The organism is Streptomyces hawaiiensis (assembly GCF_004803895.1).
GTDB lineage: Bacteria > Actinomycetota > Actinomycetes > Streptomycetales > Streptomycetaceae > Streptomyces > Streptomyces hawaiiensis.
The window spans coordinates 2363582-2386176 of sequence record NZ_CP021978.1 but is presented as its reverse complement, the minus strand read 5'-3'; the positions used below and the strand labels follow the sequence as shown (position 1 = coordinate 2386176).

The window sequence follows — 22595 nt, the reverse complement described above, 5'->3', positions numbered from 1 at the left end:
CCCGAGCGAAGGGGAGCAGCGCGACGTGAGTGTCGTACCCGCCGATGTCCTGCCGGGCAGTGTCCTGGCCGTGGAGGAGCCCGCCGCGTGCGCGGCCGAGCTCGGACCTCGGGCACGGCTGTGGCCGTCGCTGGCGGCCGTGTACCGGGCCCAGCTGTCCCGGGCGAGGGTGGCGCGGATCCCGCTGCTGTTCGTGGCGACCTTCCAGTCGGTCGGGATCATGATCCTGATGCGCGGGGTCGTGGACGACGGGGCGGAGGCGCAGGCCGTCGTCGCCGGGTCGTCGGTCCTGGTGGTGGCCTTCGTCGCACTGAACCTGCTCGCGCAGTACTTCGGGCAGCTGCGGGCCAGCGGCGGGCTCGACCACTACGCGACGCTGCCGGTGCCGCCGGCGGCCGTGGTGCTGGGCGCGGCGGGCGCGTACGCCTCGTTCACCGTGCCCGGGACCGTCGTGACGGCGGTCTTCGGCTGTGTGCTGTTCGGGCTGCCGATGGCCCATCTGTGGGTCCTCATGGCGGTGATCCCGCTCGCGGGCGCCGCGCTCGCCGGGCTCGGTGCGGCGCTGGGGCTGCTCGCGCCCCGGCCGGAACTGGCCACGCTGCTCGGGCAGCTGGGCATGTCGGCGGCGCTGCTGCTGGGCGTGCTGCCGGCGGACCGGATGCCGGAGGCCGTGCGCTTCACGCGGGACCTGCTGCCGTCGACGTACGGCGTGGAGGCCTTCGCGCGGACGTTCGGACCGCACCCCGACTGGGCCTTCGTCCTCGGTGACCTCGCCGTGTGCGGGGCCGTGGGCGTCGTCTCGCTGGTCGTGGCGACCTGGGCGTACCGCCGGGCGGCCGTCCGGTGAGCGCGGAGCGGTCGTCCGGTGACGCGGCACACAGGCGGGCCTGGCACGATGGCAGGGTGACCGCACCACTGACTCCGCCACCGCCGCCGCATGAGCATTCCGCACAGGGTTCGTGGCAGCCGCCGGCCGCCGGGCCTCAGGCTCCCGGGTCCCAGCACGCCGAGTATGCCGAGTACGCCGGGCACGGCTGGTACGGACAGGACGGCCCCGGGATGAAGACGGAACTGCGGGAAGCCGCCTGGATCGCGGTGGCCGTGGCGCTCGGCGGGGTGCTGCTCGGAGTGCTGTGGTGGTGGCTCGCGCCGCACGTGCCGCTGATCGGCGACGTGGCCGAGGGGAACTGGGTCGTCTACCTCCAGGACACCGAGGGTGAGCAGGGCATCGGTGTCGACGGCACGTTCACGCTGCTCGGTCTGGGCTTCGGAGTCGTGAGCGCGCTCGTGGTCTTCCTGCTGCGCCGGCGTGGCGGTGTGCCGCTGGTGGCGGGGCTGGCCCTCGGAGGGCTGCTCGGGTCGTTGCTCGCCTGGCGGGTGGGGGTGTGGATCGGGCCCGCGGAGGATGTCGTCGCCCACGCGCGGGAAGTGGGGCGGGGGGTGACGTTCTCCGCGCCGCTGAAGCTGGGGGCGAAGGGGGCGTTGCTGGCCTGGCCGTTCGCCGCGCTGGTGTTGCATCTCGGGCTGATGGCGTTGTTCGGGCCTCGGGATCCGGAACCCGAGCCGTATCAGGGGACGCCCGCTTCGTAGGGGCTCGGCGTTGGGGCTGAGGGCGGGCGCGTTGCGGTGCCGCCCTCTTTGGGACGGGTGCCGCGTCGGCAGCACCATCGCCCGCAGCTCAGCGAGATCTAGGCGCGGCCGATCGGGGCCAGGACCGCCTCCGTCAGCTTCTGCAAGTCCTGCGGCGACAGCTCCACCTCCAAGCCCCTCCGCCCCGCCGACACGCAGATCGTCGCGTGGGTCGTAGCCGAGTCGTCCAGGACCGTCGGCAGGCGCTTGCGCTGGCCCAATGGTGAGATGCCACCCCTGACATAGCCCGTCGTGCGTTCCGCCAGGGTCGGGTCGGCCATGGTCGCGCGTTTGCCGCTCACCGCTGCTGCCAGGGCCTTGAGGTCCAGTTGGCCCGCGACCGGGACCACCGCGACCGTCAGCGTGCCGTCCACGTCCGCCACCAGCGTCTTGAAGACCCGATCGGGCGAGACACCCATCGCCTCGGCGGCCTCCTCGCCGTAGGAGGGGTGTGAGGGATCGTGGTCGTAGGCGTGGACGGTGTACGTGACGTCCGCCGCCGTCAGGGCCACGGTCGCGGGCGTGCCGCCGGACTGCTGCTTCTTCGACTTCTTCGCCATGGAGCGGCATCCTTCCAGACGGTGGAACGCGGACCGCCCCGCCCGGAGAGGTCCCGGACGGGGCGGCACACGAGGTCGGTCACACCTGCTGAGCCTGGGTCAGCAGGTCGCCCACGGGGTCTCGAAGGTCCCCTGGCCCTCGACCTTGATCAGGCCCTTCCAGTCCACGTCACAGCGGTAGCTCATGGTCCAGGTCGAGACCTCCCGGTCGCCTACCGAGATGGTGTCGGTCCCTCCGTACGTGGTCCCGCCGTTGGTGGTGCGGTAGCCCAGTTGCGCCCTGATCTGCCCGCCGGACTTCTTCGTGTAGAAGACCTCGACACGGCTGGGGCTCGTGTTCAGCGATATGCACAGCTGCCCGTTGCTCAGGCTGGTGCACTCGACGCGGTCCTGGGCCTTGGCGGGCGCCGCGTGCGCGGGCGCGACCAGGAGCGTGGAACCGATCGCGACACCGGCGGCGACGGTGAGAATGCGTGCACGACTCATTGGGTATCCCCCTTGATGCGGTCATGGCCATGATCATGGCCGGTCGGGCTTGATCATAAGCAGGTCGATCACGGGGGTCCCACAGGTTTTCAGTCGTCCCGGTGGCCGGATTCGCCCCTTGCACCCCGGCGGGAAACCGTCCTCTTCGTCTCCGTCGAGACGTGTCCTTCCCTCAGTTGAGACTCATCGGGCCGCGCGTCAGCTCCGACGCCGGCAACGACGGCAGACTACGGATGATCGCCGTCTCGGAGCGAAGGAGCTTCAGCTCGTCGCGCAGCCGCGACGCCGTGTCGGGGGCCTGGAGCAGGCGCTGCTTGGCCGGGGTGTCCAGCATCATTGCGGCCGCCACGAGGTACGACACCACGCCCGGCTCGTCCGGCAGGTCGGCCCCCGTCGCCAGGGACCTTTCCCGGGCCCCGGCCAGCCGCTTCTGGTACTGGCGGAAGGACCGCAGCACTCCCTCTGCCAACGGCGCGGCCTCGTCGCCCGGTTCCTCCGCCAGCGGCTCCAGTTCGGCCGTCAGAAAGGGCCCGGACGCCTCGACGGACAGCAGCTTCACCCGGGTCGTGCCCGTCGCCAGCACCTCGAAGGAGCCGTCGGTGTGCTCCCGGATCGTCGCCGCGTCCGCGATACAGCCGACTGTGTGGAACGCCTTGACCGGGTCCGTGCCGAAACCGGCCGCGGGTCCCCGCTGGGGCAGGGCTGTCGGGTCGGGCATGCCCGGTGCGGTCGAGGCCACCTCGTGGCCGTCGCGGATCGCCACGACGGCGAACCGGCGCGGCTCGTCCTCAGGTGTCTTCAGCAGCTCGCGCATCATGGCGCGATACCGCTCCTCGAAGACGTTGAGCGGGAGCACGAGCCCCGGGAACAGCACCGAGTTCAAGGGGAAGAGGGGAAGCCGGACGGTGGTCACGACGCAAAAGCCTAATGGTCGCCGGGGCGGACTCGTCCGCCCCGTTCACTGCGTGGATGCCCGAAGGGGCCTCCGGCCGCCGCGGCCCGGATGTCCTCGCGTACCCGCAGGAAGTGGCCGAGCGGGTCGTCCGACACCTGGTCCCAGGGGAAGGAGGTGGCGTACGGGCCGTTCAGGCGCAGCTGTTCGGCGGCGTCCGGCCAGCGCTCCAGACACACCAGGACGAAGATCAGCAGGTTGCGCATCCGGGCCGGCCAGGGGTCGGCCGCCGGCAGCCGCGGGGACAGCGCGATCGCCCGGTCGACGGCCGCGTCCAGCCGCTCGCGCGGCACCTCGGGCCCGCAGTCGTCGGTGAGGTAGCCGAAGGCGGCCCGCAGCGGCAGGGCCTGGACGAGCGCTCCGGCCGGAGCGTCCTGCGCGGCCCGGTCGGCGAAGTCGAAGCACTCGTGGTGCGATCCGTGCCAGTAGGTGGCCAGGTAGCGCAGGGCCGCCCCGTGGCAGCCGTAGTGGTGCGGGGCACGGCGGACGGCCGCCGTCCACAGTTCCTCGAAGTACGTGTGCCCGGCCTGTGCGCCCCGGGCGTGGTCGAGCGCGAGCCGCCACGGCACCGGGTCCCGCTGGTCGCCCCGGGCCGCGGCCGTGATCAGCGGGCTCACCTCGCGCAGCAGCTCGGCCCGGGCCGGTGACCGCCAGGCGCGGTCCACCGCCAGCTGGGCCCCGAGCAGCAGCGCGTCGGGGTCCTGCGGGGCGGTGGCGAGCCAGGCGTCCAGCCACTCGGGCCGCGAGCGCGCGAAGGCGGCCAGCCGGGTCACGTACCGGTCGCGCCGCTCCCACTCGCCGGCCACGCGCGTGGCCCGGAGCAGCGTGGCGGCCGGCCCGTGGTCGCCGCGGGCGGCGGCGACCAGGGCCGGACTCAGCCGGGCGTCGGGCGCGTCGAGCAGCACCTCGTCGTCGGCGCGCGGCTCGCCGACGAGGTGGGGGGCGGGCCTTGCCATCCGGCTCGCGCGGATGAACGGGAGCTGCATTGCCATGGTGCCGACCATTGAAAGTCGGCCGGTCCTGACGGCGCCAGACTGTTCATGGAACCTACGGAAAGTTGTACATCCGATGGTCAAGAGAACGTAAAAACGTGACAGTTTCACAACTGTGGTCACACCAGCACCATCAGTTGCGTCGCAGCAGCCGCGTCGCCCCCGCCGCCACCGTCGTCGCCAGGATCCAGCCGAGCAGGATCATCGCCGCCGCCAGCCACTGCCAGCCGCCGCGCAGCTGCCAGAAGCCCACCTGGCCCAGGTCGATGACCGGCAGCAGCAGATCGAGGGTGAACAGCGCGGGGTTCCACTCCGGATGCTCGCCCCGCTTCATCGGCGGATGCCCGGCCTGCGCGAAGGCGAGGGAGCCCGCCGCCCACAGCACCGCCATCCACACCGCGGCCCGGCCCGGCCGGTACCCGTAGGCGACCGTCCAGTCCTGCGCGTAACCCCACAGCTTGGCCGCCATCGGCAGGCTCTCGCGATGCCGGCGCTGCTTGGCGAGCAGCACCTCGCGGGCGTCCTCGTCCTCCCCGCCGGCCCGCAGTACGGCCGCGAGCCGCTCGTACGGCTCCGGGTTGTACTCGGCGGTCGCCGCCGCCACCCAGTCCAGCCGCTCGGCCAGCGGGAACGGCCCGCGTGGCACCAGGTTCTCGTAGGCGAAGCCGCCCATGTGCAGCCGCCCCGGGCCCGGCCAGGCGTCCGCCCGGTCCATCAGGTTGATGACCTTCGCCCCGGACAGCACCACCCGGCCGCGCACCGGCTGCTCCCCGAGGAAGCGCAGCTCCGGCGTCTGCACCCGGCGCAGCGACAGCTCCTGGTCGTCGCCGAGGGTGAACCGGGCCTGCTCGAAGTCGACGGCGTCGCCGAAGCGGCCGTCGTCCAGCCGGATCCCGCCCTCGCACGCGAAGCGCTGGATCAGCGTCCCCTGCGCCGGGGTCATCCCGCTCATCGCCTGGGCGCCGACCCCCGCCGGCGTCAGATACAGGCTGCGCTCGACGGTCAGCTGCGGGGCGTTGAGCGCGAGCCGCTCGAAGGGGTTGGACAGGCGCGCACCGCGCAGGCTCAGGGAGACGCCGATGGTGGCCGCGCGCAGGCTCAGCTCGCCGTGCGACTCCAGCAGCTCCGCCTGTAAGTCCTGGCCGACGGTCATACCGTCCCCGGCGATGGACCGGCCGCTGCGGTCCCGGTGCACGATCGTCTGGTTGAGCATCAGGTCCGTGCCGATCTGCGCGTCCGTGAGCCGGATGCCGCGGCGGAAGCGGCAGCGCGGCAGATGCAGGTCACCCTCCGTGTGCACCCGCGCCGCCTCGAGCCGCGGCACCGAGCAGTCCACCATCCGCAGCGTCGTGAAGCGGGCCTCCGGCAGCAGCACGTCCCGCTCGAACCGGCACCGGCGCATCTCGACGTACGGCACCACCGTGCCGCCGGCGAGGTCCAGTGAGCCGCTGACCCGCACACCGGTCAGCTTCAGCGACGACACGCGGCCGGCCAGGGCGGGCGGGCCGTCCAGGAGCAGCCAGCACACGATCCGGGCCCTCACGGTCCGCTCCTCGCCCCACGGGTGGCCGCCGTGCGGATCGTCCACCAGGGCGTCGCCGCCGCTCAGGTCGTACACGGTGCCGTTGCGGAAGGCCTGCCACATGCCGGCCTCGGCCGCTGTCAGGTCGTCGGGCACATCCCCGGCACGGACGCCGGCCCCCTCGGTCACAGCTCTTCCTTCCTCCCCGGGTACTCGCGGGTCACTTCCCTCGTACACCAGTTCATGCCCGCCGCGTGACGCGCCGAACACACAAAGTGAGGTGGATCTTCCGCGTGCCTGCGGCGTTCTGTATCAGCCATTGATACGCGCGAACGGTGCCTCACCCGGGTCTGAGAGAATTGGGCACGTGCTGCGAAATTCCCTCCTGGCCCGAATCGATCTGCGCGGCGACGCCCTCCCCGAGGGCCCCGCCCTGCGCGACCTGCTGCCCCGAGCCGACTTCGACGTGGCGGCCGCCCTCGAGAAGGTGCGTCCGATCTGCGAGGACGTGCATCATCGGGGCGACGCGGCGCTGATCGACGCGGCCGAGCGGTTCGACGGGGTCAGGCTCGACCAGGTCCGGGTGCCGGCCGCCGCGCTCACGCGCGCGCTGGAGGAGCTCGACCCGGCCGTGCGCGCGGCCCTGGAGGAGTCCATCCGCCGCGCCCGGATCGTCCACCGCGAGCAGCGCCGTGCGACGCACACCACCCAGGTCGTGCCCGGCGGCACCGTGACCGAGAAGTGGGTTCCAGTCGACCGCGTCGGGCTCTACGCGCCCGGCGGCCGGTCCGTGTATCCGTCCTCCGTGATCATGAACGTGGTGCCCGCGCAGGAGGCCGGCGTCGGGTCCGTCGCGCTCGCCTCTCCCGCCCAGGCCGACTTCGGCGGCCTGCCGCACCCGACCATCCTCGCCGCCTGCGCGCTGCTCGGCGTCGACGAGGTGTACGCGGCCGGCGGTGCCACGGCCGTCGCGATGTTCGCCTACGGCACCGAGTCCTGCGCCCCCGCGAACATGGTCACCGGCCCCGGCAACATCTGGGTCGCCGCAGCCAAGCGCTACTTCACCGGCAAGATCGGCATCGACGCCGAGGCCGGCCCGACCGAGATCGCGGTCCTCGCCGACGACACGGCCGACCCGGTGCACGTCGCCTCCGACCTGATCAGCCAGGCCGAGCACGACCCGCTGGCCGCCGCCGTCCTCGTCACCGACTCCGCCGACCTCGCGGACGCGGTCGAGAAGGAGCTGGACCCGCAGCTCGCGGCCACCAAGCACGTCGACGACCGGATCGTCCCGGCCCTGTCCGGCAGGCAGTCCGCGATCGTGCTGGTCGACGGTATCGACGAGGGCCTGAGGGTGGTCGACGCGTACGGCGCCGAACACCTGGAGATCCAGACGGCCGACGCGGCAGCCGTGGCCGACCGGGTCCGCAACGCCGGCGCGATCTTCATCGGCCCCTGGGCGCCGGTCTCCCTCGGCGACTACGCGGCCGGCTCCAACCACGTCCTGCCCACCGGCGGCTGCGCCTGCCACTCCTCGGGCCTGTCCGTCCAGTCCTTCCTGCGCGGCATCCACATCGTCGACTACACGCGGGACGCCCTGGCCGAGGTCGCGCACCACGTGGTGACGCTGGCGGAGGCGGAGGACCTGCCCGCGCACGGCGCGGCGATCAAGGCCAGGTTTGTCGGAGACGAACACGTCTCGCGTGGCTGGAAGGTACCCGAGAGCCAGTGAACGACGTACGTATCGACGATCTCCCCGTACGGGACGAGCTGCGCGGCAAGTCCCCCTACGGCGCGCCCCAGCTGGACGTCCCCGTACGGCTGAACACCAACGAGAACCCCTACCCGCTGCCCGAGCCGCTGGTCGAGCGGATCGCCGAGCGGGTCCGTGAGGCGGCCCGCGACCTCAACCGCTACCCGGACCGGGACGCGGTCGAGCTGCGCACGCAGCTGGCGAAGTACCTCACCGACACCTCCGGCCACGAGGTCGGCGTGGCCAACGTCTGGGCGGCCAACGGCTCCAACGAGGTCATCCAGCAGTTGCTGCAGACCTTCGGCGGACCGGGCCGCACGGCCATCGGCTTCGAACCGTCGTACTCGATGCACGGCCTCATCGCACGCGGTACGGGCACGGGCTGGATCTCCGGACCCCGCCACGAGGACTTCACGATCGACCTCGCCGCCGCCGAGAAGGCCATCGCCGAGAACCAGCCGGACGTCGTCTTCGTCACCACCCCCAACAACCCCACGGGCACCGCCGTCCCGCCCGAGACGGTCCTCGCGCTGTACGAGGCCGCGCAGGCGGCGAAGCCCTCGATGGTGGTCGTCGACGAGGCGTACATCGAGTTCAGCCACGGCGACTCCCTGCTGCCGCTGCTTCAGGGCCGCCCGAACCTCGTCGTCTCCCGCACGATGTCGAAGGCGTTCGGCGCGGCGGGCCTGCGCCTCGGCTACCTCGCGGCGCACCCCGCCGTCGTCGACGCCGTCCAGCTGGTCCGGCTGCCCTACCACCTGTCGGCCGTGACCCAGGCGACCGCCCTGGCCGCCCTGGAGCACACCGGAACGCTGCTCGGCTACGTCGAGCAGCTCAAGACCGAACGGGACCGCCTGGTCACCGAACTGCTCGCGATCGGCTACGCGGTGACCGCGTCGGACGCGAACTTCGTGCAGTTCGGCCGGTTCGAGGACTCCCACGAGACCTGGCAGAAGATCCTCGACCGGGGCGTCCTGGTCCGGGACAACGGCGTACCCGGCTGGCTCCGGGTCACCGCCGGAACCCCCGAAGAGAACGACGCGTTCCTCGACGCGGTCCGTGAACTGAAGAAGGAGCAGGAGCTATGAGCCGCGTAGGACGCGTGGAACGGACGACCAAGGAGACGTCCGTCCTTGTCGAGATCGACCTCGACGGCACCGGCAAGACGGAGATCTCCACCGGCGTCGGCTTCTACGACCACATGCTCGACCAGCTCGGCCGGCACGGTCTGTTCGACCTGACCGTGAAGACCGAGGGCGATCTGCACATCGACTCGCACCACACCATCGAGGACACCGCCCTCGCCCTCGGCGCCGCCTTCAAGCAGGCCCTCGGCGACAAGGTGGGCATCTACCGCTTCGGCAACTGCACGGTCCCGCTGGACGAGTCCCTCGCCCAGGTCACCGTCGACCTCTCCGGCCGCCCGTACCTCGTGCACACCGAGCCCGAGAAGATGGCGCCGATGATCGGCGAGTACGACACCACCATGACCCGGCACATCCTGGAGTCCTTCGTGGCCCAGGCGCAGATCGCGCTTCACGTGCACGTGCCCTACGGGCGCAACGCGCACCACATCGTGGAGTGCCAGTTCAAGGCGCTCGCCCGGGCCCTGCGTTACGCGTCCGAACGCGACCCGCGTGCGGTCGGCATCCTCCCGTCCACGAAGGGCGCCCTGTGAACGGCACCTCGACCCTGCTGATCGTCGTCGGTCTCTTCCTCCTCGGCGGGATCTACTCCTTCATCAAGCAGAAGATGCCCAAGGGCCTGATCGTGCTGCTCTCCATCGGCGCCGCGATGTGCCTGGCGGCCGGTGTCGTGAGGCTGGAGGTGTGGAATTGAGCGCCCTTCAGAAGAAGGTCGTCGTCTTCGACTACGGCTTCGGCAACGTCCGTTCCGCCGAGCGCGCCCTCGCGCGCGCGGGAGCCGACGTCGAGATCACCCGTGACTACGACAAGGCTCTGAACGCCGACGGCCTGCTGGTGCCCGGCGTCGGCGCCTTCGCCTCCTGCATGACGGGCCTGCGCGAGGCGCGCGGCGACTGGATCGTCGACCGCCGGCTGTCCGGCGGCCGCCCGGTCATGGGCATCTGCGTCGGCATGCAGATCCTCTTCGCCCGCGGCATCGAGCACGGCGTGGAGAGCGAGGGCCTCGACGAGTGGCCCGGCTCGGTCGAGCCGCTCCAGGCCGAGATCGTGCCCCACATGGGCTGGAACACCGTAGAGGCGGCGCCCGGTTCGCGGTTGTTCGCGGGCCTGGACGCGGACGCCCGCTTCTACTTCGTGCACTCCTACGCCGTCCACGACTGGTCGCTGGAGACCCACAACCCGGCGATGGAGGCCCCCAAGGTCACCTGGTCCACGCACGGCAAGCCGTTCGTCGCTGCCGTCGAGAACGGCGCCCTGTGGGCCACGCAGTTCCACCCCGAGAAGTCCGGCGACGCCGGAGCCCAGCTGCTGAACAACTGGATCGGAACCCTCTGATGGTCTCGAAGCTCGAACTCCTGCCCGCTGTCGACGTCCGTGACGGCCAGGCCGTCCGCCTGGTGCACGGCGAGTCCGGCACGGAGACCTCCTACGGATCCCCGCTGGAGGCCGCCCTCGCCTGGCAGCGCTCCGGCGCCGAGTGGCTGCACCTGGTCGACCTGGACGCCGCGTTCGGCACCGGGAACAACCGCGAGCTGATCGCCGAGGTCGCCCGGGCGATGGACATCAAGGTGGAGCTGTCCGGCGGCATCCGCGACGACGACACCCTCGCCGCCGCCCTCGCCACCGGCTGCAAGCGCGTCAACCTGGGCACGGCCGCCCTGGAGACCCCGGAGTGGGTCGCCAAGGTCATCGCCGAGCACGGCGACAAGATCGCGGTGGGTCTCGACGTGCGCGGCACGACCCTGCGCGGGCGCGGCTGGACCCGCGACGGCGGCGACCTCTACGAGACGCTGGAGCGCCTCGACCAGGAGGGCTGCGCGCGGTACGTCGTCACCGACATCGCCAAGGACGGCACCCTCCAGGGCCCGAACCTGGAGCTGCTGCGCAATGTGTGCGCCGCGACCGACCGCCCGGTCGTGGCCTCCGGCGGGGTCTCCTCGCTCGACGACCTGCGGGCCATCGCCGACCTCGTCCCGCTCGGTGTCGAAGGTGCCATCGTCGGGAAGGCGCTGTACGCGAAGGCGTTCACCCTGGAAGAAGCCTTGGAGGCTGTGTCGTCATGACCGTACGGCGTGTGCAGAGCGGAAGTCCCTGGGAAGAGTCCTTCGGTTTTGCACGAGCCGTCGCGGCGGGCGACCGCGTGCTGGTCGCGGGCACGACCTCCTTCAAGGGCGACGTCGTCTACGGCGACGGCGACCCGTACGAGCAGGCCAAGGTGGCCTTCGCCACCGCTCTGGAGGCGATCGGCGAGTTCGGGCTCGGAGTCGAGTCCGTGATCCGCACCCGTGTGTACCTGGCACACGCCCGGGACGTCGACGCGGTGGGCCGGGCCCACAAGGAACTGTTCGACGCCGTACGCCCGGTCACGACCCTGCTGGTCGTGCAGGGCTTCATCGACTCCCGGGTCCTGGTGTCGGTGGAAGTGGAAGCATTCAGAGGGACACCCTCACAGGAACACTAAGAGGAGCAGGATTCATGACCCTGGCGGTCCGAGTCATCCCCTGCCTGGACGTGGACAACGGCCGGGTCGTCAAGGGCGTCAACTTCCAGAACCTGCGCGACGCGGGCGACCCCGTCGAGATGGCCAAGGTGTACGACGCCGAGGGCGCCGACGAGCTGACGTTCCTGGACATCACCGCCTCGTCGGGCAACCGCGAGACCACCTACGACGTGGTGCGCCGCACGGCCGAGCAGGTGTTCATCCCGCTCACGGTCGGCGGCGGCGTCCGCACAGCCGAGGATGTGGACAAGCTGCTGCGCGCGGGCGCGGACAAGGTCGGCGTCAACACCGCCGCCATCGCCCGCCCGGAGCTGATCCGCGAGATCGCCGAGCGCTTCGGCCGCCAGGTCCTGGTCCTGTCGGTGGACGCCCGCCGTACGGAGTCCGGTTCCTTCGAGGTGACCACCCACGGCGGCCGCACAGGCACCGGCATCGACGCCGTCGAGTGGGCCCACCAGGCCGCGGAACTCGGCGCGGGCGAGATCCTGCTCAACTCGATGGACGCGGACGGCACCAAGGACGGCTACGACCTGGAGATGATCCGGGCCGTCCGTAAGCACGTCACGGTCCCGGTCATCGCCTCGGGCGGCGCCGGCAGGCTCACCGACTTCCCTCCGGCCGTCGGGGCAGGCGCGGACGCGGTCCTGGCGGCGTCGGTCTTCCACTTCGGCGACCTGCGGATCGGCGAGGTCAAGCAGACGCTCAGGGAGGCGGGCCACCCGGTGCGGTGACGCCCCCTCCCTCGCACAAGCCCCGGTCGCGTGGCGCGGCCGGGGCTTTCTCGCGGGAAGACACAAAAGAGAAGTTGGGCAAAATTTATTGCGCAACCTTCCCTTCCTGTCCTGATCGGGGTGTCGTTACCGGTGTTGTGGGTCCTGCGGGCCGGTGGACCGGTGCCGGACGAGAAGGACACGTCCACCCCCGACGAAGGCCGCCCCCGCCGCACCGCCCGGGCCGACCTGCGCGACGGACTGCGCCACATCGTCCACGACCGCGTCCTGCGTCCCCTGGCCATCGCCATGGCCCTGGCCGATCTCGGCTTCGTCGGGCCGATGAATCTGGGGCTGACCCTGCTGGCCCGGGAGCAGGGATGAGGGTCCGCCGGGACGGGGTGGGTACTGGCCGGGTTCGGGGTCGGCGCCGGGGGCGCGTCGCTGCTGCTCGCACTGCGCGGGCGGATTGCCCGGGCCGGGCTGGTCATGGCCGTGGGGGAGCTCATCGGCTGCTTGGCGATCGCCGCGCTGGCACACGTGCCGTCCGTGCCGGCGGCGACCGCGGTGGGCCTGGTCATCGGCCTGGCGGCCGGGCTCGGCGGTGCCCTGAGAGGGGCGCTGCTCCAGGTCACGGCCGGTCCGGCCTATGTCGGCCGGGTCACCTCCGTCGCCACCCTGGTCGGCTTCGGCGTCGCCCCGCTCGCCTTCCCGCTGGTGGGCGCCGCGGTCGAGCGCTGGTGGGCGGGCCCGGTCTTCGCGGTGTGCGCGGCGATCTGCGCCCTGGGCGTTGTCGTCACGTTGTGCTCGGCGCCGCTGCGCCGCGCCGAGCTCCCGCGCTGACCGGTCCGCCGGTCCGTGGTGGCCGCCTCAGATCCCGAGCTGCTTCGTCTCGTGGAGCTTCGCGATGGCGTTCTCGTCGCCGTCCAGGTCGACCTTGGCCGCGCTCTGGCGGCCGTAGCAGAACAGGACCAGTTCCGACGGCTCGCCGGTCACCGTGACCACCGGGGTGCCGCGGTGGGCGACCGCCGTCTGGCCGTCGGGGCGGCGCAGGACCAGGCCTGTGGTGACGCCGCGGCCCATCAGACGGGCGGTGCGCTCCAGGCGGGACCACAGGGCGTCCTGGAAGACCGGGTCGAGCTCGCGGGGCGACCAGTCGGGCTGGGCGCGGCGGACGTCCTCGGTGTGGACGTAGAACTCGATGATGTTCGACGCCTCGTCGAGCGGCTTGAGGGAGAAGGGCGAGAAACGCGGGGGGCCCGTACGGATCAGCTGGATCAGCTCCTCGTACGGCTTGTCGGTGTACTCCGCCATCACCTTGTCCAGGCGCGGCGCGAGCTGCTTGATCAGTATCCCGCCGGCGGCGTCCGGGCGGCGCTCGCGCACCACCACGTGCGCGGCGAGGTCCCGGGTCGTCCAGCCCTCGCACAGGGTGGGCGCGTCCGGGCCCGCGGTCTCCAACAGGTCGGCGAGGAGAAGTCGTTCACGCTTGGCATGGGTCGACATGCGCCCCAGCCTACGGCCGGCCCCCCGGTCCGCCCAGTGGACACTCCACCTGGGCTGTCAGCGGTGCGCGGCACAATGGACGGCATGACCAGCACGCCCGCCCGTCGCCCGGCCACCGCTCCTCACGGGGGCGCTCCGCGCCACAGTGCTCCATCCAGTCGCCTCGACCCGGAGATCGCCGCGCGTCTCAAGCGCAGCCCCGACGGTCTCCTGCCCGCCATCGCCCAGCAGCACGACACCGGAGAGGTGCTCATGCTCGGCTGGATGGACGACGAGGCGCTGTATCGCACCCTGACCACCGGCCGGTGCACCTACTGGTCGCGCAGCCGCCGGGAGTACTGGGTCAAGGGCGACACCTCCGGCCACTTCCAGTGGGTGAAGTCCGTCGCCCTGGACTGCGACGCCGACACCGTGCTCGTCAAGGTCGACCAGGTCGGCGCCGCCTGCCACACCGGCGCGCGCACGTGTTTCGACACCGACGTGCTGCTCAAGGACGGCCGTCCCGACGGCTCCGCCACGGATCAGTAAGGTCAGCCGCCATGGACCTCGAGACCTTCCGCAAGCTCGCCACCGACCGGCGGGTCATCCCCGTCACCCGCAAGCTCCTCGCCGACGGCGACACCCCGGTCGCGCTCTACCGCAAGCTCGCCGCCGAGCGCCCCGGCACCTTCCTGCTGGAGTCCGCGGAGAACGGCCGCTCCTGGTCCCGGTACTCGTTCGTCGGCGTACGCAGCCACGCCACCCTCACCGCACGCGACGGGCAGGCCCACTGGCTCGGTGCCCCACCGGTCGGCGTCCCCACGGACGGCGACCCCCTCGTCGCCCTGCGCGCCACCATCGAAGCCCTGCACACGCCCCACCAGGAGGGCATGCCGCCCTTCACCGGCGGCATGGTCGGCTACCTCGGCTACGACATCGTCCGCCGTCTGGAGAAGATCGGCCCCGGCGAGCGCGACGACCTGAAGCTGCCCGAGCTGACCATGCTCCTCACCAGCGACCTGGCCGTCATGGACCACTGGGAGGGCTCGGTCCTGCTGATCGCCAACGCGATCAACCACAACGACCTGGAGACGGGCGTCGACGAGGCCTACGTGGGCGCCGTCGCCCGCCTCGACGCCATGGAGGCCGACCTCTCCCGCGCGGTCGCCCAGCCCCCGGCCGTGCTCCCGCCCTCCGAGCTCCCCGAGTACACGGCGCTGTGGGGCGGCCCCGACTTCCGGGTGGCCGTCGAGGACATCAAGGAGCGCATTCGGGCGGGCGAGGCCTTCCAGGTGGTCCCTTCCCAGCGCTTCGAGACGCCGTGCACGGCGAGCGCGCTGGACGTCTACCGGGTCCTGCGGGCCACCAACCCGTCCCCGTACATGTACCTGTTCCGCTTCGACGGGTTCGACGTCGTCGGCTCGTCCCCCGAGGCCCTGGTCAAGGTCGAGGACGGCCGGGCCATGGTCCACCCCATCGCCGGCACCCGCTGGCGCGGCGCCACGCCGCAGGAGGACCAGGCCCTCGCCGACGAACTGCTCGCCGACCCCAAGGAGCGCGCCGAGCACCTGATGCTCGTCGACCTGGGACGCAACGACCTGGGACGGGTCTGCGAGCCCGGCTCGGTCGAGGTCGTCGACTTCATGTCCGTCGAGCGGTACTCGCACGTCATGCACATCGTCTCGACCGTGACGGGCCGCGTCGCCCCGGGCCGCACGGCCTTCGACGTCCTCACCGCCTGCTTCCCGGCCGGCACCCTCTCCGGCGCCCCCAAGCCCCGCGCCATGCAGATCATCGACGAACTCGAACCGTCCCGGCGCGGGCTGTACGGCGGCTGCGTGGGCTATCTCGACTTCGCCGGCGACTCCGACACCGCCATCGCCATCCGCACGGCCCTCCTGCGCGACGGCACCGCCTACGTCCAGGCCGGCGCGGGCATCGTCGCCGACTCCGACCCGGTCGCCGAGGACACCGAGTGCCGCAACAAGGCGGCCGCGGTGCTGCGGGCCGTCCACACGGCGAACCGGCTCGGAAAGGGCTGAGATGAACCCCGGGTGACGGTTCGCCCGGGGTTCAGGCGATAGTGGGGTACGTGACTGCTGTACCGCACCCCCGTTCCGAAGCCCCCGGATCCGCCCGGGCCGGCCGCCTGAGCCTCGCCGTCGCGCTGCTGAGCGGCGCGCTCGGCGCGGCCGTGGCGCTGCTCGCCACCCGCCAGCAATGGTCGGAGGGCACCGCGACGGTGGCCGGTGGCGCCTTCCCCCTGACCGCCAAGGGCAGCGACGTCACGGGCGTTCCCGCGGCGCTCGCCATAGTGGGCCTCGCCGCGCTCGTCGCCGTCTTCGCCGTCCGCCGCGCCGGCCGCTTCGCCGTCGCCGCGCTGCTGGCGCTCTCCGGCGCCGGCATCGTCGCCGCGGCCCTGCTCGGCGCCTCCGACAGCTCCGCGCTCGACGAGCAGGCCGCCCAGGCCTCCGGCGACACCTCGGCCTCCGTCGACGCCCTCAGCCACACCGCCTGGCCGTACGTCGCGGTCGTCGGCGGTGTCCTGATCCTCCTGGCCGGACTGCTCGCCCTGCGCTACGGCCGGCTGTGGCCCGCCATGTCCGGCCGCTACGAGCGCGGCGGCACGCCCCAGCCGCGCCGCAAGGCACCCGCCGTCGACCCCGACCGGCCCGAGGACCTGTGGAAGGCACTCGACCGCGGTGAGGACCCGACCGGGGCCTGAGCCCACGCGGGGGACCCCGGGGGCCCGGGGGAGCACCCCCGCTCACCCTGCGGGCGCGCGTGCGGGACAATGACCCCGAGCGTCCTGCTCAGACACGCACACAGCAACGAGGAGCAAGCAATGGCGGGCAGCAGCCACGGTCACACCCCGGCCGCCTGGACCGGTGTCACGATCGCCTTCATCGGTTTCTGCGTCTCGGGCGCGTTCATGGTGATGGACCAGCCGGTGGGCTTCTGGGCGGGCATGGTGGTCGTGCTCCTCGGCGGTGTCGTCGGCGCCATCATGCGGATGATGGGCCTCGGCCAGCCCAAGGAGCTGCACCGGCCGCACCAGATGACCGGCGACCGCGAGCCGGCGCGCGCCGAGGGCTGATCCGCGGCGGAACACAGCGTTGTCGCGTGAGGGGCGGCCGGCACACGTGCCGGGACCGCCCCTCACGCGCGTGCGGGGCACAATGCATACCGTGAACGCCGAGAGCCGAAGGGTGACGCAGAGCGTCCCGAGCCGCCTGGCCGTCCCCGCCGGGGTGCTCGCGGCCGTCGCCGCCGCCTTCGCCTACGTGGGCACCGTGGACCCCAACGAACCCGGCCACTACCCCGCCTGCCCGCTGCTGCGCTACACCGGCCTGTACTGCCCCGGCTGCGGCGGACTGCGCAGCGCGCACGCCTTCATCCACGGGGACCTGCCGACGGCGCTGCACGCCAACGCGCTCGCGACCCTCGGCTATCTGGGCTTCGCCGTGCTGTGGACCGTATGGGTGGTGCACGCGGCCCGCGGGCGCCCGCTGCGGATCGACCCCCGCCCCGGGCTGGTGTGGAGCCTCGGGGCGTTGCTGCTGGTCTTCACGGTTGTCCGGAACCTGCCCTTCGGTGGCTGGCTCCATCCTTGATCAACGGGCGGACGTCCAGGTAGTGGGACCGGCGTCAACCGGATGTGAGGCCTACGCCCCGCTGCGGATACCATCGCAGTGACCATCGGTTTTCCGATCGGTCGCTGGAACTGTCAAGAGTCTGGAAGGGGGCCGCTCGCGTGAGTGTGCTCGACGAGATCATCGACGGAGTCCGTGCCGACCTCGCGGAGCGGCAGGCGCGCGTCAGCCTCGACGAGCTCAAGGAGCGCGCGGCGAAGGCTCCCGCGGCCAAGGACGGCGCGGCCGCACTGCGCGGCGACGGCGTGAAGGTCATCTGTGAGGTCAAGCGCTCCAGCCCGTCCAAGGGCGCGCTGGCCGCGATCGCCGACCCGGCCGGACTCGCCGCGGACTACGAGGCGGGCGGCGCGGCCGTCATCTCCGTCCTCACCGAGGAGCGCCGCTTCGGCGGCTCACTCGCCGACCTGGAGGCGGTCCGCGCCCGCGTGGACATCCCGGTCCTCCGCAAGGACTTCATCGTCACGTCGTACCAGCTGTGGGAGGCCCGCGCCTACGGCGCCGACGTCGTGCTGCTGATCGTCGCCGCCCTCGACCAGGCCGCCCTGGAGTCCCTCATCGAGCGCGCCGAGTCCATCGGGCTCACGCCGCTCGTCGAGGTGCACGACGAGGACGAGGTCGAGCGCGCGGTCGACGCCGGCGCCCGTGTGATCGGCGTCAACGCGCGCAACCTCAAGACCCTCGAGGTCGACCGCGGCACCTTCGAGCGCGTGGCTCCCGAGATCCCGGACCACATCATCAAGATCGCCGAATCCGGCGTCCGCGGCCCGCACGACCTCATCGCCTATGCCAACTCCGGTGCCGACGCGGTCCTGGTCGGCGAGTCCCTCGTCACCGGCAAGGACCCCAGGACGGCGGTCTCCGACCTGGTGGCGGCGGGCGAGCACCCCGCACTCCGCCACGGCCGGAGCTGATTCACCCGCTAGGCTTGCCCCGATGACTCCCACCCTGACGACCGTGGACCGGTACGCCCGCCTCGCGCGCGGCTGCCGCCCCCGCGGCTGCCGTGCGCCCGCGCGCCGCGTTCACGGCCGCCGCGTCCGGTACGTCATCGGTGACGAACCCGGGCAGGTCAACGGCATGCGATGGCAGCAGCGCCCCTTCCTTTAGGGGCGCGGGGAACTGCGCGAGCAACCACACACAGCCCGCAGCGGACAGACAATCCTCGCCCCCACGGCGATTAGTGATCAACACGCACTCACCGTGAGGTATTCGCATGCCCAGTCAGTTCTTCATCCCCGACCCCGAGGGTCAAACGCCCAACCCCGAAGGCTACTTCGGGGCCTTCGGCGGCAAGTTCATCCCCGAGGCCCTCGTCGCAGCCGTCGACGAGGTGGCCGTCGAGTACGACAAGGCCAAGCACGATCCGGAGTTCGCGAGGGAACTCGACGACCTCCTGGTCCACTACACCGGCCGCCCCAGCTCCCTCACAGAAGTGCCCCGCTTCGCCGAGCACGCCGGAGGCTGCCGCGTCTTCCTCAAGCGCGAGGATCTGAACCACACCGGCTCCCACAAGATCAACAACGTCCTCGGCCAGGCCCTGCTCACCAAGCGCATGGGCAAGACCCGGGTCATCGCCGAGACGGGCGCCGGCCAGCACGGCGTGGCCACGGCCACCGCCTGTGCGCTGTTCGGCCTCGAGTGCACGATCTACATGGGCGAGATCGACACTCAGCGCCAGGCCCTCAACGTGGCCCGCATGCGCATGCTCGGCGCCGAGGTCATCGCCGTGAAGTCCGGCAGCCGCACGCTGAAGGACGCCATCAACGAGGCCTTCCGGGACTGGGTCGCCAACGTCGACCACACCCACTACCTCTTCGGCACCGTCGCCGGACCGCACCCCTTCCCGGCGATGGTCCGCGACTTCCACCGGGTCATCGGCGTCGAGACCCGCCGCCAGCTCCTGGAGCGCGTCGGACGCCTCCCCGACGCGGCCGTCGCCTGCGTCGGCGGCGGCTCCAACGCCATCGGCCTCTTCCACGCCTTCATCCCGGACACCGACGTCCGCCTCATCGGCTGCGAACCGGCCGGGCACGGCGTCGAGACCGGTGAGCACGCCGCGACCCTCACCGCGGGCGAGCCCGGCATCCTGCACGGCTCGCGCTCCTACGTCCTCCAGGACGAGGAGGGCCAGATCACCGAGCCCTACTCGATCTCGGCCGGGCTGGACTACCCGGGCATCGGCCCCGAGCACTCCTACCTGAAGGACTCCGGCCGCGGCGAATACCGCGCGGTCACCGACGACGCGGCGATGCAGGCCCTGCGCCTGCTGTCGCGCACCGAGGGCATCATCCCGGCCATCGAGAGCGCCCACGCGCTGGCCGGCGCCCTGGAGGTCGGCAAGGAGCTGGGCAAGGACGGGCTGATCGTGGTCAACCTGTCCGGCCGCGGCGACAAGGACATGGACACCGCCGCGCGCTACTTCGGCCTGTACGACACCGACGCCGAGGTCGCCGAGGACGCCTCCGGCACCGCCGAGATCGAGGGGGACGCCAAGTGAGCGGGACCATCCAGCTGTTGAGCGACACCCTCGCCGCGGCGAAGTCCGAAGGGCGCGCCGCGCTCATCGCCTACCTCCCGGCCGGGTTCCCGACCGTGGACGGCGGCATCGACGCGATCAAGGCCGTCATCGACGGCGGCGCCGACGTCGTCGAGGTGGGTCTGCCGCACAGCGACCCCGTCCTCGACGGCCCCGTCATCCAGACCGCCGACGACATCGCCCTGCGCGGCGGCGTCAAGATCGCCGACGTGATGCGCACGGTCCGCGAGGCCCATGCCGCCACCGGCAAGCCCATCCTCGTCATGACGTACTGGAACCCCATCGACCGCTACGGCGTCGAGCGGTTCACCGCCGAACTCGCCGAGGCGGGCGGCGCCGGGTGCATCCTGCCCGACCTGCCCGTGCAGGAGTCGGCCCTGTGGAGGGAGCACGCGGAGAAGCACGCTCTCGCCACCGTCTTCGTCGTCGCCCCCAGCAGCAAGGACGAGCGGCTCGCGCAGATCACCGCGGCGGGCAGCGGCTTCGTCTACGCGGCCTCCCTCATGGGCGTCACCGGAACCCGGGCCAGCGTCAGCTCCCAGGCCCAGGACCTGGTGGAACGCACCCGGGCCACGGGGACGGACCTGCCGGTCTGTGTCGGGCTCGGTGTCTCCAACCCCGCCCAGGCCGCCGAGGTCGCCGGCTTCGCCGACGGCGTGATCGTCGGCTCTGCCTTCGTCAAGGCGATGCTGGACGCCCCGGACGACGCCGCCGGTCTTGAAGCCGTGCGCGGGCTCGCGGGCGACCTCGCCAAGGGCGTGCGCGGACAGGCGTAAGAAGGCGGGAAGTCATACAGGTCCCTCGTACGGGTGGACCTGGGGCCGGGGAGGCGCGGTGCGCCTCCCCGGTTCGTTTCCGGGGTGTGAGCGAGAAGAACCGTGAGGGTAAGCGCACCGCCCGGGAGAAGCTGGCGGTCGAGCGCGAGAAGCAGAAGTCCGCGGACAAGCGCCGGCGCGCGCTGGTCGTGGGCGGGGCCGTCGTCGCCGTCCTGGGGCTCGCGGCGGTGATCGGCGTCGTCGCGGCCAACGCCGGCAAGGACGACGGCGGCGAGGCATCGGGCCCGGTCGTGGCCCCTTCGGGGGCGCAGGGCAAGGACGGCCTCGCGATCCCGGTCGGCAAGGACAGCGCCAAGTCCACGCTCACGGTGTGGGAGGACTTCCGCTGCCCCGCCTGCAAGTCCTTCGAGACGGCGTACCGGCCGGTGATCCACGAGCTGACGAACGCCGGCCGGCTGAAGGTCGAGTACCACCTGGTCACCCTCATCGACGGCAACATGCGCGGCACCGGCTCCCGCAACGCCGCCAACGCCGCGGCCTGCGCCCAGGACGCCGGGAAGTTCCCCGCGTACCACGACGTGCTGTTCGACAACCAGCCCTCGGAGATCGACGACGCCTACGCGGACAACGGCAAGCTGGTCGAGCTGGCCGGCAAGGTCGACGGCCTGGACACCCCGGCCTTCCGCACATGCGTCGAGGACGGCACGCACAACGCCTGGGTCGCCAAGTCCCACCAGGCCTTCAACAAGGGCAACTTCTCGGGTACGCCCACCGTGCTGTTCGACGGCGAGAACATCTACCAGGACCGGACGATGACCCCGGCCAAGCTGAAGCAGATGGTGCAGGAGGCGAACCAGGGGTAAGGGACATTCACCCGCCCCTGTTATGGACCCGTAGCCGGGCCGCCCACCGCGGGCCCGGTCCGGCACGGTAGCGTCGACCTTGCCATGGAACTTGCCTTCATTCCCAGCCCGTCGCGCGGGGTGCTGTACCTCGGCCCCATTCCGCTGCGCGGCTACGCGTTCTGCATCATCATCGGCGTCTTCGTCGCGGTCTGGCTCGGCAACAAGCGCTGGATCGCCCGGGGCGGGCGGGCCGGCACGGTGGCCGACATCGCCGTGTGGGCCGTGCCCTTCGGCCTCGTCGGCGGCCGGCTCTACCACGTGATCACGGACTACGAGCTGTACTTCAGCGAGGGCCGCGACTGGGTGGACGCCTTCAAGATCTGGGAGGGCGGCCTCGGCATCTGGGGCGCGATCGCGCTCGGCGCGGTGGGTGCGTGGATCGGCTGCCGCCGCCGTGGCATCCCGCTGCCCGCGTACGCCGACGCCATCGCCCCCGGCATCGCCTTCGCCCAGGCGATCGGCCGCTGGGGCAACTGGTTCAACCAGGAGCTGTACGGCAAGCCCACCGACCTGCCGTGGGCCCTGGAGATCACCTCCTCCTCGGACGGGCGGGTGCCGGGCACGTACCACCCGACGTTCCTGTACGAGTCGCTGTGGTGCATCGGCGTGGCGTTCCTGGTCATCTGGGCGGACCGCCGCTTCCGGCTCGGACACGGCCGGGCGTTCGCGCTGTACGTCGCCGCGTACTGCACGGGCCGGGCGTGGATCGAGTACATGCGGGTCGACGACGCCCACCACATCCTGGGCGTCCGGCTGAACGTCTGGACCGCGCTCTTCGTGTTCCTGCTCGCGGTGACGTACCTGATCGTGTCGTCGAAGAAGCGGCCCGGGCGGGAGGACGTGGTGGAACCGGCTGCCGCGGTCTCCGGAGACGACGCCGACGGCGGCGAGAAGCCGGAGAACGCCGACAAGGACGACGAGGTCGCGGACGACTCCGAGGCGGACGCGGGGGCCGGGTCGGGCAAGAAGACCTGACGGCCTGCCTCATCTG

At 71.8% G+C, this 22595-nt stretch carries 29 protein-coding genes; 23 read left to right on the top strand and 6 right to left on the bottom strand.

The annotated features are described in order from the left end of the window. The first annotated feature begins 25 nt into the window (after positions 1-25). Positions 26-847 carry an ABC transporter permease gene (locus CEB94_RS11030; protein WP_175432031.1) on the top strand — a complete coding sequence of 274 codons (822 nt, stop codon included), beginning with the start codon at positions 26-28 and terminating at the stop codon, positions 845-847. 56 nt (positions 848-903) lie between these two features. Further along, positions 904-1590: an AAA family ATPase gene (locus CEB94_RS11025; protein WP_175432030.1), complete on the top strand. Its 687-nt coding sequence runs from the start codon at positions 904-906 to the stop codon at positions 1588-1590. Between the two features lie 98 nt (positions 1591-1688). On the opposite strand, the gene ybaK is transcribed toward CEB94_RS11025, so the two are convergent. From ybaK to CEB94_RS11000, 5 genes are all read right to left on the bottom strand, one after another. Continuing rightward, the gene (gene ybaK / locus CEB94_RS11020; RefSeq protein ID WP_175432029.1) at positions 1689-2189 is read right to left on the bottom strand and encodes a Cys-tRNA(Pro) deacylase; all 501 of its coding nucleotides are present in this window, start codon (positions 2187-2189) and stop codon (positions 1689-1691) included. Positions 2190-2288: 99 nt separating this feature from the next. After that, the gene (locus CEB94_RS11015; RefSeq protein WP_175432028.1) at positions 2289-2675 is read right to left on the bottom strand and encodes a hypothetical protein; all 387 of its coding nucleotides are present in this window, start codon (positions 2673-2675) and stop codon (positions 2289-2291) included. Between the two features lie 172 nt (positions 2676-2847). Next, complete coding sequence (locus CEB94_RS11010; RefSeq protein WP_175432027.1) at positions 2848-3588, bottom strand: LON peptidase substrate-binding domain-containing protein; 741 nt, start codon at positions 3586-3588, stop codon at positions 2848-2850. Between the two features lie 11 nt (positions 3589-3599). After that, the gene (locus CEB94_RS11005; protein WP_175432026.1) at positions 3600-4631 is read right to left on the bottom strand and encodes a hypothetical protein; all 1032 of its coding nucleotides are present in this window, start codon (positions 4629-4631) and stop codon (positions 3600-3602) included. Between the two features lie 121 nt (positions 4632-4752). After that, entirely contained in the window at positions 4753-6330 is a 1578-nt protein-coding gene (locus CEB94_RS11000) for an oxidoreductase (RefSeq protein WP_175432025.1), read from the bottom strand. Between the two features lie 178 nt (positions 6331-6508). Here CEB94_RS11000 and hisD point away from each other — a divergent pair, with 178 nt between their 5' ends. The 10 genes from hisD to CEB94_RS10950 all read left to right on the top strand — a co-directional run bounded on the left by hisD (position 6509) and on the right by CEB94_RS10950 (position 13092). Then, the gene (gene hisD, locus CEB94_RS10995) at positions 6509-7873 is read left to right on the top strand and encodes a histidinol dehydrogenase (RefSeq protein ID WP_175432024.1); all 1365 of its coding nucleotides are present in this window, start codon (positions 6509-6511) and stop codon (positions 7871-7873) included. Continuing rightward, on the top strand, positions 7870-8982 hold the full coding sequence (locus CEB94_RS10990) for a histidinol-phosphate transaminase (RefSeq protein WP_175432023.1): 1113 nt from the start codon (positions 7870-7872) through the stop codon (positions 8980-8982). The genes hisD and CEB94_RS10990 overlap by 4 nt, the downstream gene beginning before the upstream one ends. Next, entirely contained in the window at positions 8979-9572 is a 594-nt protein-coding gene (gene hisB / locus CEB94_RS10985; protein ID WP_175432022.1) for an imidazoleglycerol-phosphate dehydratase HisB, read from the top strand. Before CEB94_RS10990 ends, hisB begins: the two co-directional genes overlap by 4 nt. Next, entirely contained in the window at positions 9569-9733 is a 165-nt protein-coding gene (locus CEB94_RS10980; protein WP_031132048.1) for a hypothetical protein, read from the top strand. The genes hisB and CEB94_RS10980 overlap by 4 nt, the downstream gene beginning before the upstream one ends. After that, entirely contained in the window at positions 9724-10374 is a 651-nt protein-coding gene (gene hisH, locus CEB94_RS10975) for an imidazole glycerol phosphate synthase subunit HisH (RefSeq protein WP_175432021.1), read from the top strand. Before CEB94_RS10980 ends, hisH begins: the two co-directional genes overlap by 10 nt. Beyond that, complete coding sequence (gene priA / locus CEB94_RS10970; RefSeq protein ID WP_175432020.1) at positions 10374-11102, top strand: bifunctional 1-(5-phosphoribosyl)-5-((5-phosphoribosylamino)methylideneamino)imidazole-4-carboxamide isomerase/phosphoribosylanthranilate isomerase PriA; 729 nt, start codon at positions 10374-10376, stop codon at positions 11100-11102. The genes hisH and priA overlap by 1 nt, the downstream gene beginning before the upstream one ends. Continuing rightward, the gene (locus CEB94_RS10965; protein WP_175432019.1) at positions 11099-11500 is read left to right on the top strand and encodes a RidA family protein; all 402 of its coding nucleotides are present in this window, start codon (positions 11099-11101) and stop codon (positions 11498-11500) included. The genes priA and CEB94_RS10965 overlap by 4 nt, the downstream gene beginning before the upstream one ends. 14 nt (positions 11501-11514) lie before the next feature. Then, entirely contained in the window at positions 11515-12270 is a 756-nt protein-coding gene (gene hisF / locus CEB94_RS10960) for an imidazole glycerol phosphate synthase subunit HisF (RefSeq protein WP_175432018.1), read from the top strand. A gap of 162 nt (positions 12271-12432) precedes the next feature. Further along, positions 12433-12633 (top strand): hypothetical protein, encoded by a 201-nt coding sequence (locus CEB94_RS10955; RefSeq protein WP_175432017.1) that lies wholly within the window; start codon positions 12433-12435, stop codon positions 12631-12633. A 111-nt stretch (positions 12634-12744) separates the two neighbouring features. Beyond that, entirely contained in the window at positions 12745-13092 is a 348-nt protein-coding gene (locus CEB94_RS10950) for an MFS transporter (RefSeq protein WP_175432016.1), read from the top strand. Positions 13093-13119: 27 nt separating this feature from the next. Here CEB94_RS10950 and CEB94_RS10945 read toward each other — a convergent pair whose 3' ends face one another. Next, a complete protein-coding gene (locus CEB94_RS10945) occupies positions 13120-13755 on the bottom strand; it encodes a TIGR03085 family metal-binding protein (protein WP_175432015.1) in 636 nt (211 codons plus the stop codon). 84 nt (positions 13756-13839) lie between these two features. Between CEB94_RS10945 and hisI the strand changes: the two genes are divergently transcribed. From hisI to lgt, 11 genes are all read left to right on the top strand, one after another. Next, positions 13840-14283 carry a phosphoribosyl-AMP cyclohydrolase gene (hisI, locus tag CEB94_RS10940; RefSeq protein WP_175432014.1) on the top strand — a complete coding sequence of 148 codons (444 nt, stop codon included), beginning with the start codon at positions 13840-13842 and terminating at the stop codon, positions 14281-14283. An 11-nt stretch (positions 14284-14294) separates the two neighbouring features. Next, entirely contained in the window at positions 14295-15776 is a 1482-nt protein-coding gene (locus CEB94_RS10935; RefSeq protein WP_175432013.1) for an anthranilate synthase component I, read from the top strand. 41 nt (positions 15777-15817) lie between these two features. Continuing rightward, positions 15818-16459, top strand: a complete 642-nt coding sequence (locus tag CEB94_RS10930; RefSeq protein WP_175432012.1) for a TIGR02234 family membrane protein — start codon at positions 15818-15820, stop codon at positions 16457-16459. Between the two features lie 120 nt (positions 16460-16579). Beyond that, entirely contained in the window at positions 16580-16831 is a 252-nt protein-coding gene (locus CEB94_RS10925) for an HGxxPAAW family protein (RefSeq protein WP_175432011.1), read from the top strand. Between the two features lie 82 nt (positions 16832-16913). Then, the gene (locus CEB94_RS10920) at positions 16914-17348 is read left to right on the top strand and encodes a DUF2752 domain-containing protein (RefSeq protein WP_175432010.1); all 435 of its coding nucleotides are present in this window, start codon (positions 16914-16916) and stop codon (positions 17346-17348) included. 140 nt (positions 17349-17488) lie between these two features. Beyond that, positions 17489-18298: an indole-3-glycerol phosphate synthase TrpC gene (trpC, locus tag CEB94_RS10915; RefSeq protein WP_175432009.1), complete on the top strand. Its 810-nt coding sequence runs from the start codon at positions 17489-17491 to the stop codon at positions 18296-18298. A 22-nt stretch (positions 18299-18320) separates the two neighbouring features. Then, on the top strand, positions 18321-18494 hold the full coding sequence (gene trpM, locus CEB94_RS10910; RefSeq protein WP_175432008.1) for a tryptophan biosynthesis modulator TrpM: 174 nt from the start codon (positions 18321-18323) through the stop codon (positions 18492-18494). Positions 18495-18600: 106 nt separating this feature from the next. Further along, a complete protein-coding gene (gene trpB / locus CEB94_RS10905) occupies positions 18601-19884 on the top strand; it encodes a tryptophan synthase subunit beta (RefSeq protein ID WP_175432007.1) in 1284 nt (427 codons plus the stop codon). Next, positions 19881-20699 carry a tryptophan synthase subunit alpha gene (gene trpA / locus CEB94_RS10900; RefSeq protein ID WP_175432006.1) on the top strand — a complete coding sequence of 273 codons (819 nt, stop codon included), beginning with the start codon at positions 19881-19883 and terminating at the stop codon, positions 20697-20699. The genes trpB and trpA overlap by 4 nt, the downstream gene beginning before the upstream one ends. Before the next feature lie 86 nt (positions 20700-20785). After that, positions 20786-21562: a DsbA family protein gene (locus CEB94_RS10895; protein ID WP_175432005.1), complete on the top strand. Its 777-nt coding sequence runs from the start codon at positions 20786-20788 to the stop codon at positions 21560-21562. A gap of 84 nt (positions 21563-21646) precedes the next feature. Then, the gene (gene lgt, locus CEB94_RS10890; protein ID WP_175432004.1) at positions 21647-22579 is read left to right on the top strand and encodes a prolipoprotein diacylglyceryl transferase; all 933 of its coding nucleotides are present in this window, start codon (positions 21647-21649) and stop codon (positions 22577-22579) included. Positions 22580-22595 lie beyond the last annotated feature (16 nt).

Excerpts from the sequence above, each read along its gene's own strand:
- ybaK (WP_175432029.1), bottom strand. The coding sequence starts at position 2,189 with ATGGCGAAGAAGTCGAAGAAGCAGCAGTCCGGCGGCACGCCCGCGACC.
- CEB94_RS11015 (WP_175432028.1), bottom strand. The coding sequence starts at position 2,675 with ATGAGTCGTGCACGCATTCTCACCGTCGCCGCCGGTGTCGCGATCGGT.
- CEB94_RS11005 (WP_175432026.1), bottom strand. The coding sequence starts at position 4,631 with ATGGTCGGCACCATGGCAATGCAGCTCCCGTTCATCCGCGCGAGCCGG.
- hisB (WP_175432022.1), top strand. The coding sequence starts at position 8,979 with ATGAGCCGCGTAGGACGCGTGGAACGGACGACCAAGGAGACGTCCGTC.
- priA (WP_175432020.1), top strand. The coding sequence starts at position 10,374 with ATGGTCTCGAAGCTCGAACTCCTGCCCGCTGTCGACGTCCGTGACGGC.
- CEB94_RS10965 (WP_175432019.1), top strand. The coding sequence starts at position 11,099 with ATGACCGTACGGCGTGTGCAGAGCGGAAGTCCCTGGGAAGAGTCCTTC.
- hisF (WP_175432018.1), top strand. The coding sequence starts at position 11,515 with ATGACCCTGGCGGTCCGAGTCATCCCCTGCCTGGACGTGGACAACGGC.
- CEB94_RS10945 (WP_175432015.1), bottom strand. The coding sequence starts at position 13,755 with ATGTCGACCCATGCCAAGCGTGAACGACTTCTCCTCGCCGACCTGTTG.
- hisI (WP_175432014.1), top strand. The coding sequence starts at position 13,840 with ATGACCAGCACGCCCGCCCGTCGCCCGGCCACCGCTCCTCACGGGGGC.
- CEB94_RS10935 (WP_175432013.1), top strand. The coding sequence starts at position 14,295 with ATGGACCTCGAGACCTTCCGCAAGCTCGCCACCGACCGGCGGGTCATC.
- CEB94_RS10925 (WP_175432011.1), top strand. The coding sequence starts at position 16,580 with ATGGCGGGCAGCAGCCACGGTCACACCCCGGCCGCCTGGACCGGTGTC.
- CEB94_RS10920 (WP_175432010.1), top strand. The coding sequence starts at position 16,914 with ATGCATACCGTGAACGCCGAGAGCCGAAGGGTGACGCAGAGCGTCCCG.
- trpM (WP_175432008.1), top strand. The coding sequence starts at position 18,321 with ATGACTCCCACCCTGACGACCGTGGACCGGTACGCCCGCCTCGCGCGC.
- trpB (WP_175432007.1), top strand. The coding sequence starts at position 18,601 with ATGCCCAGTCAGTTCTTCATCCCCGACCCCGAGGGTCAAACGCCCAAC.
- lgt (WP_175432004.1), top strand. The coding sequence starts at position 21,647 with ATGGAACTTGCCTTCATTCCCAGCCCGTCGCGCGGGGTGCTGTACCTC.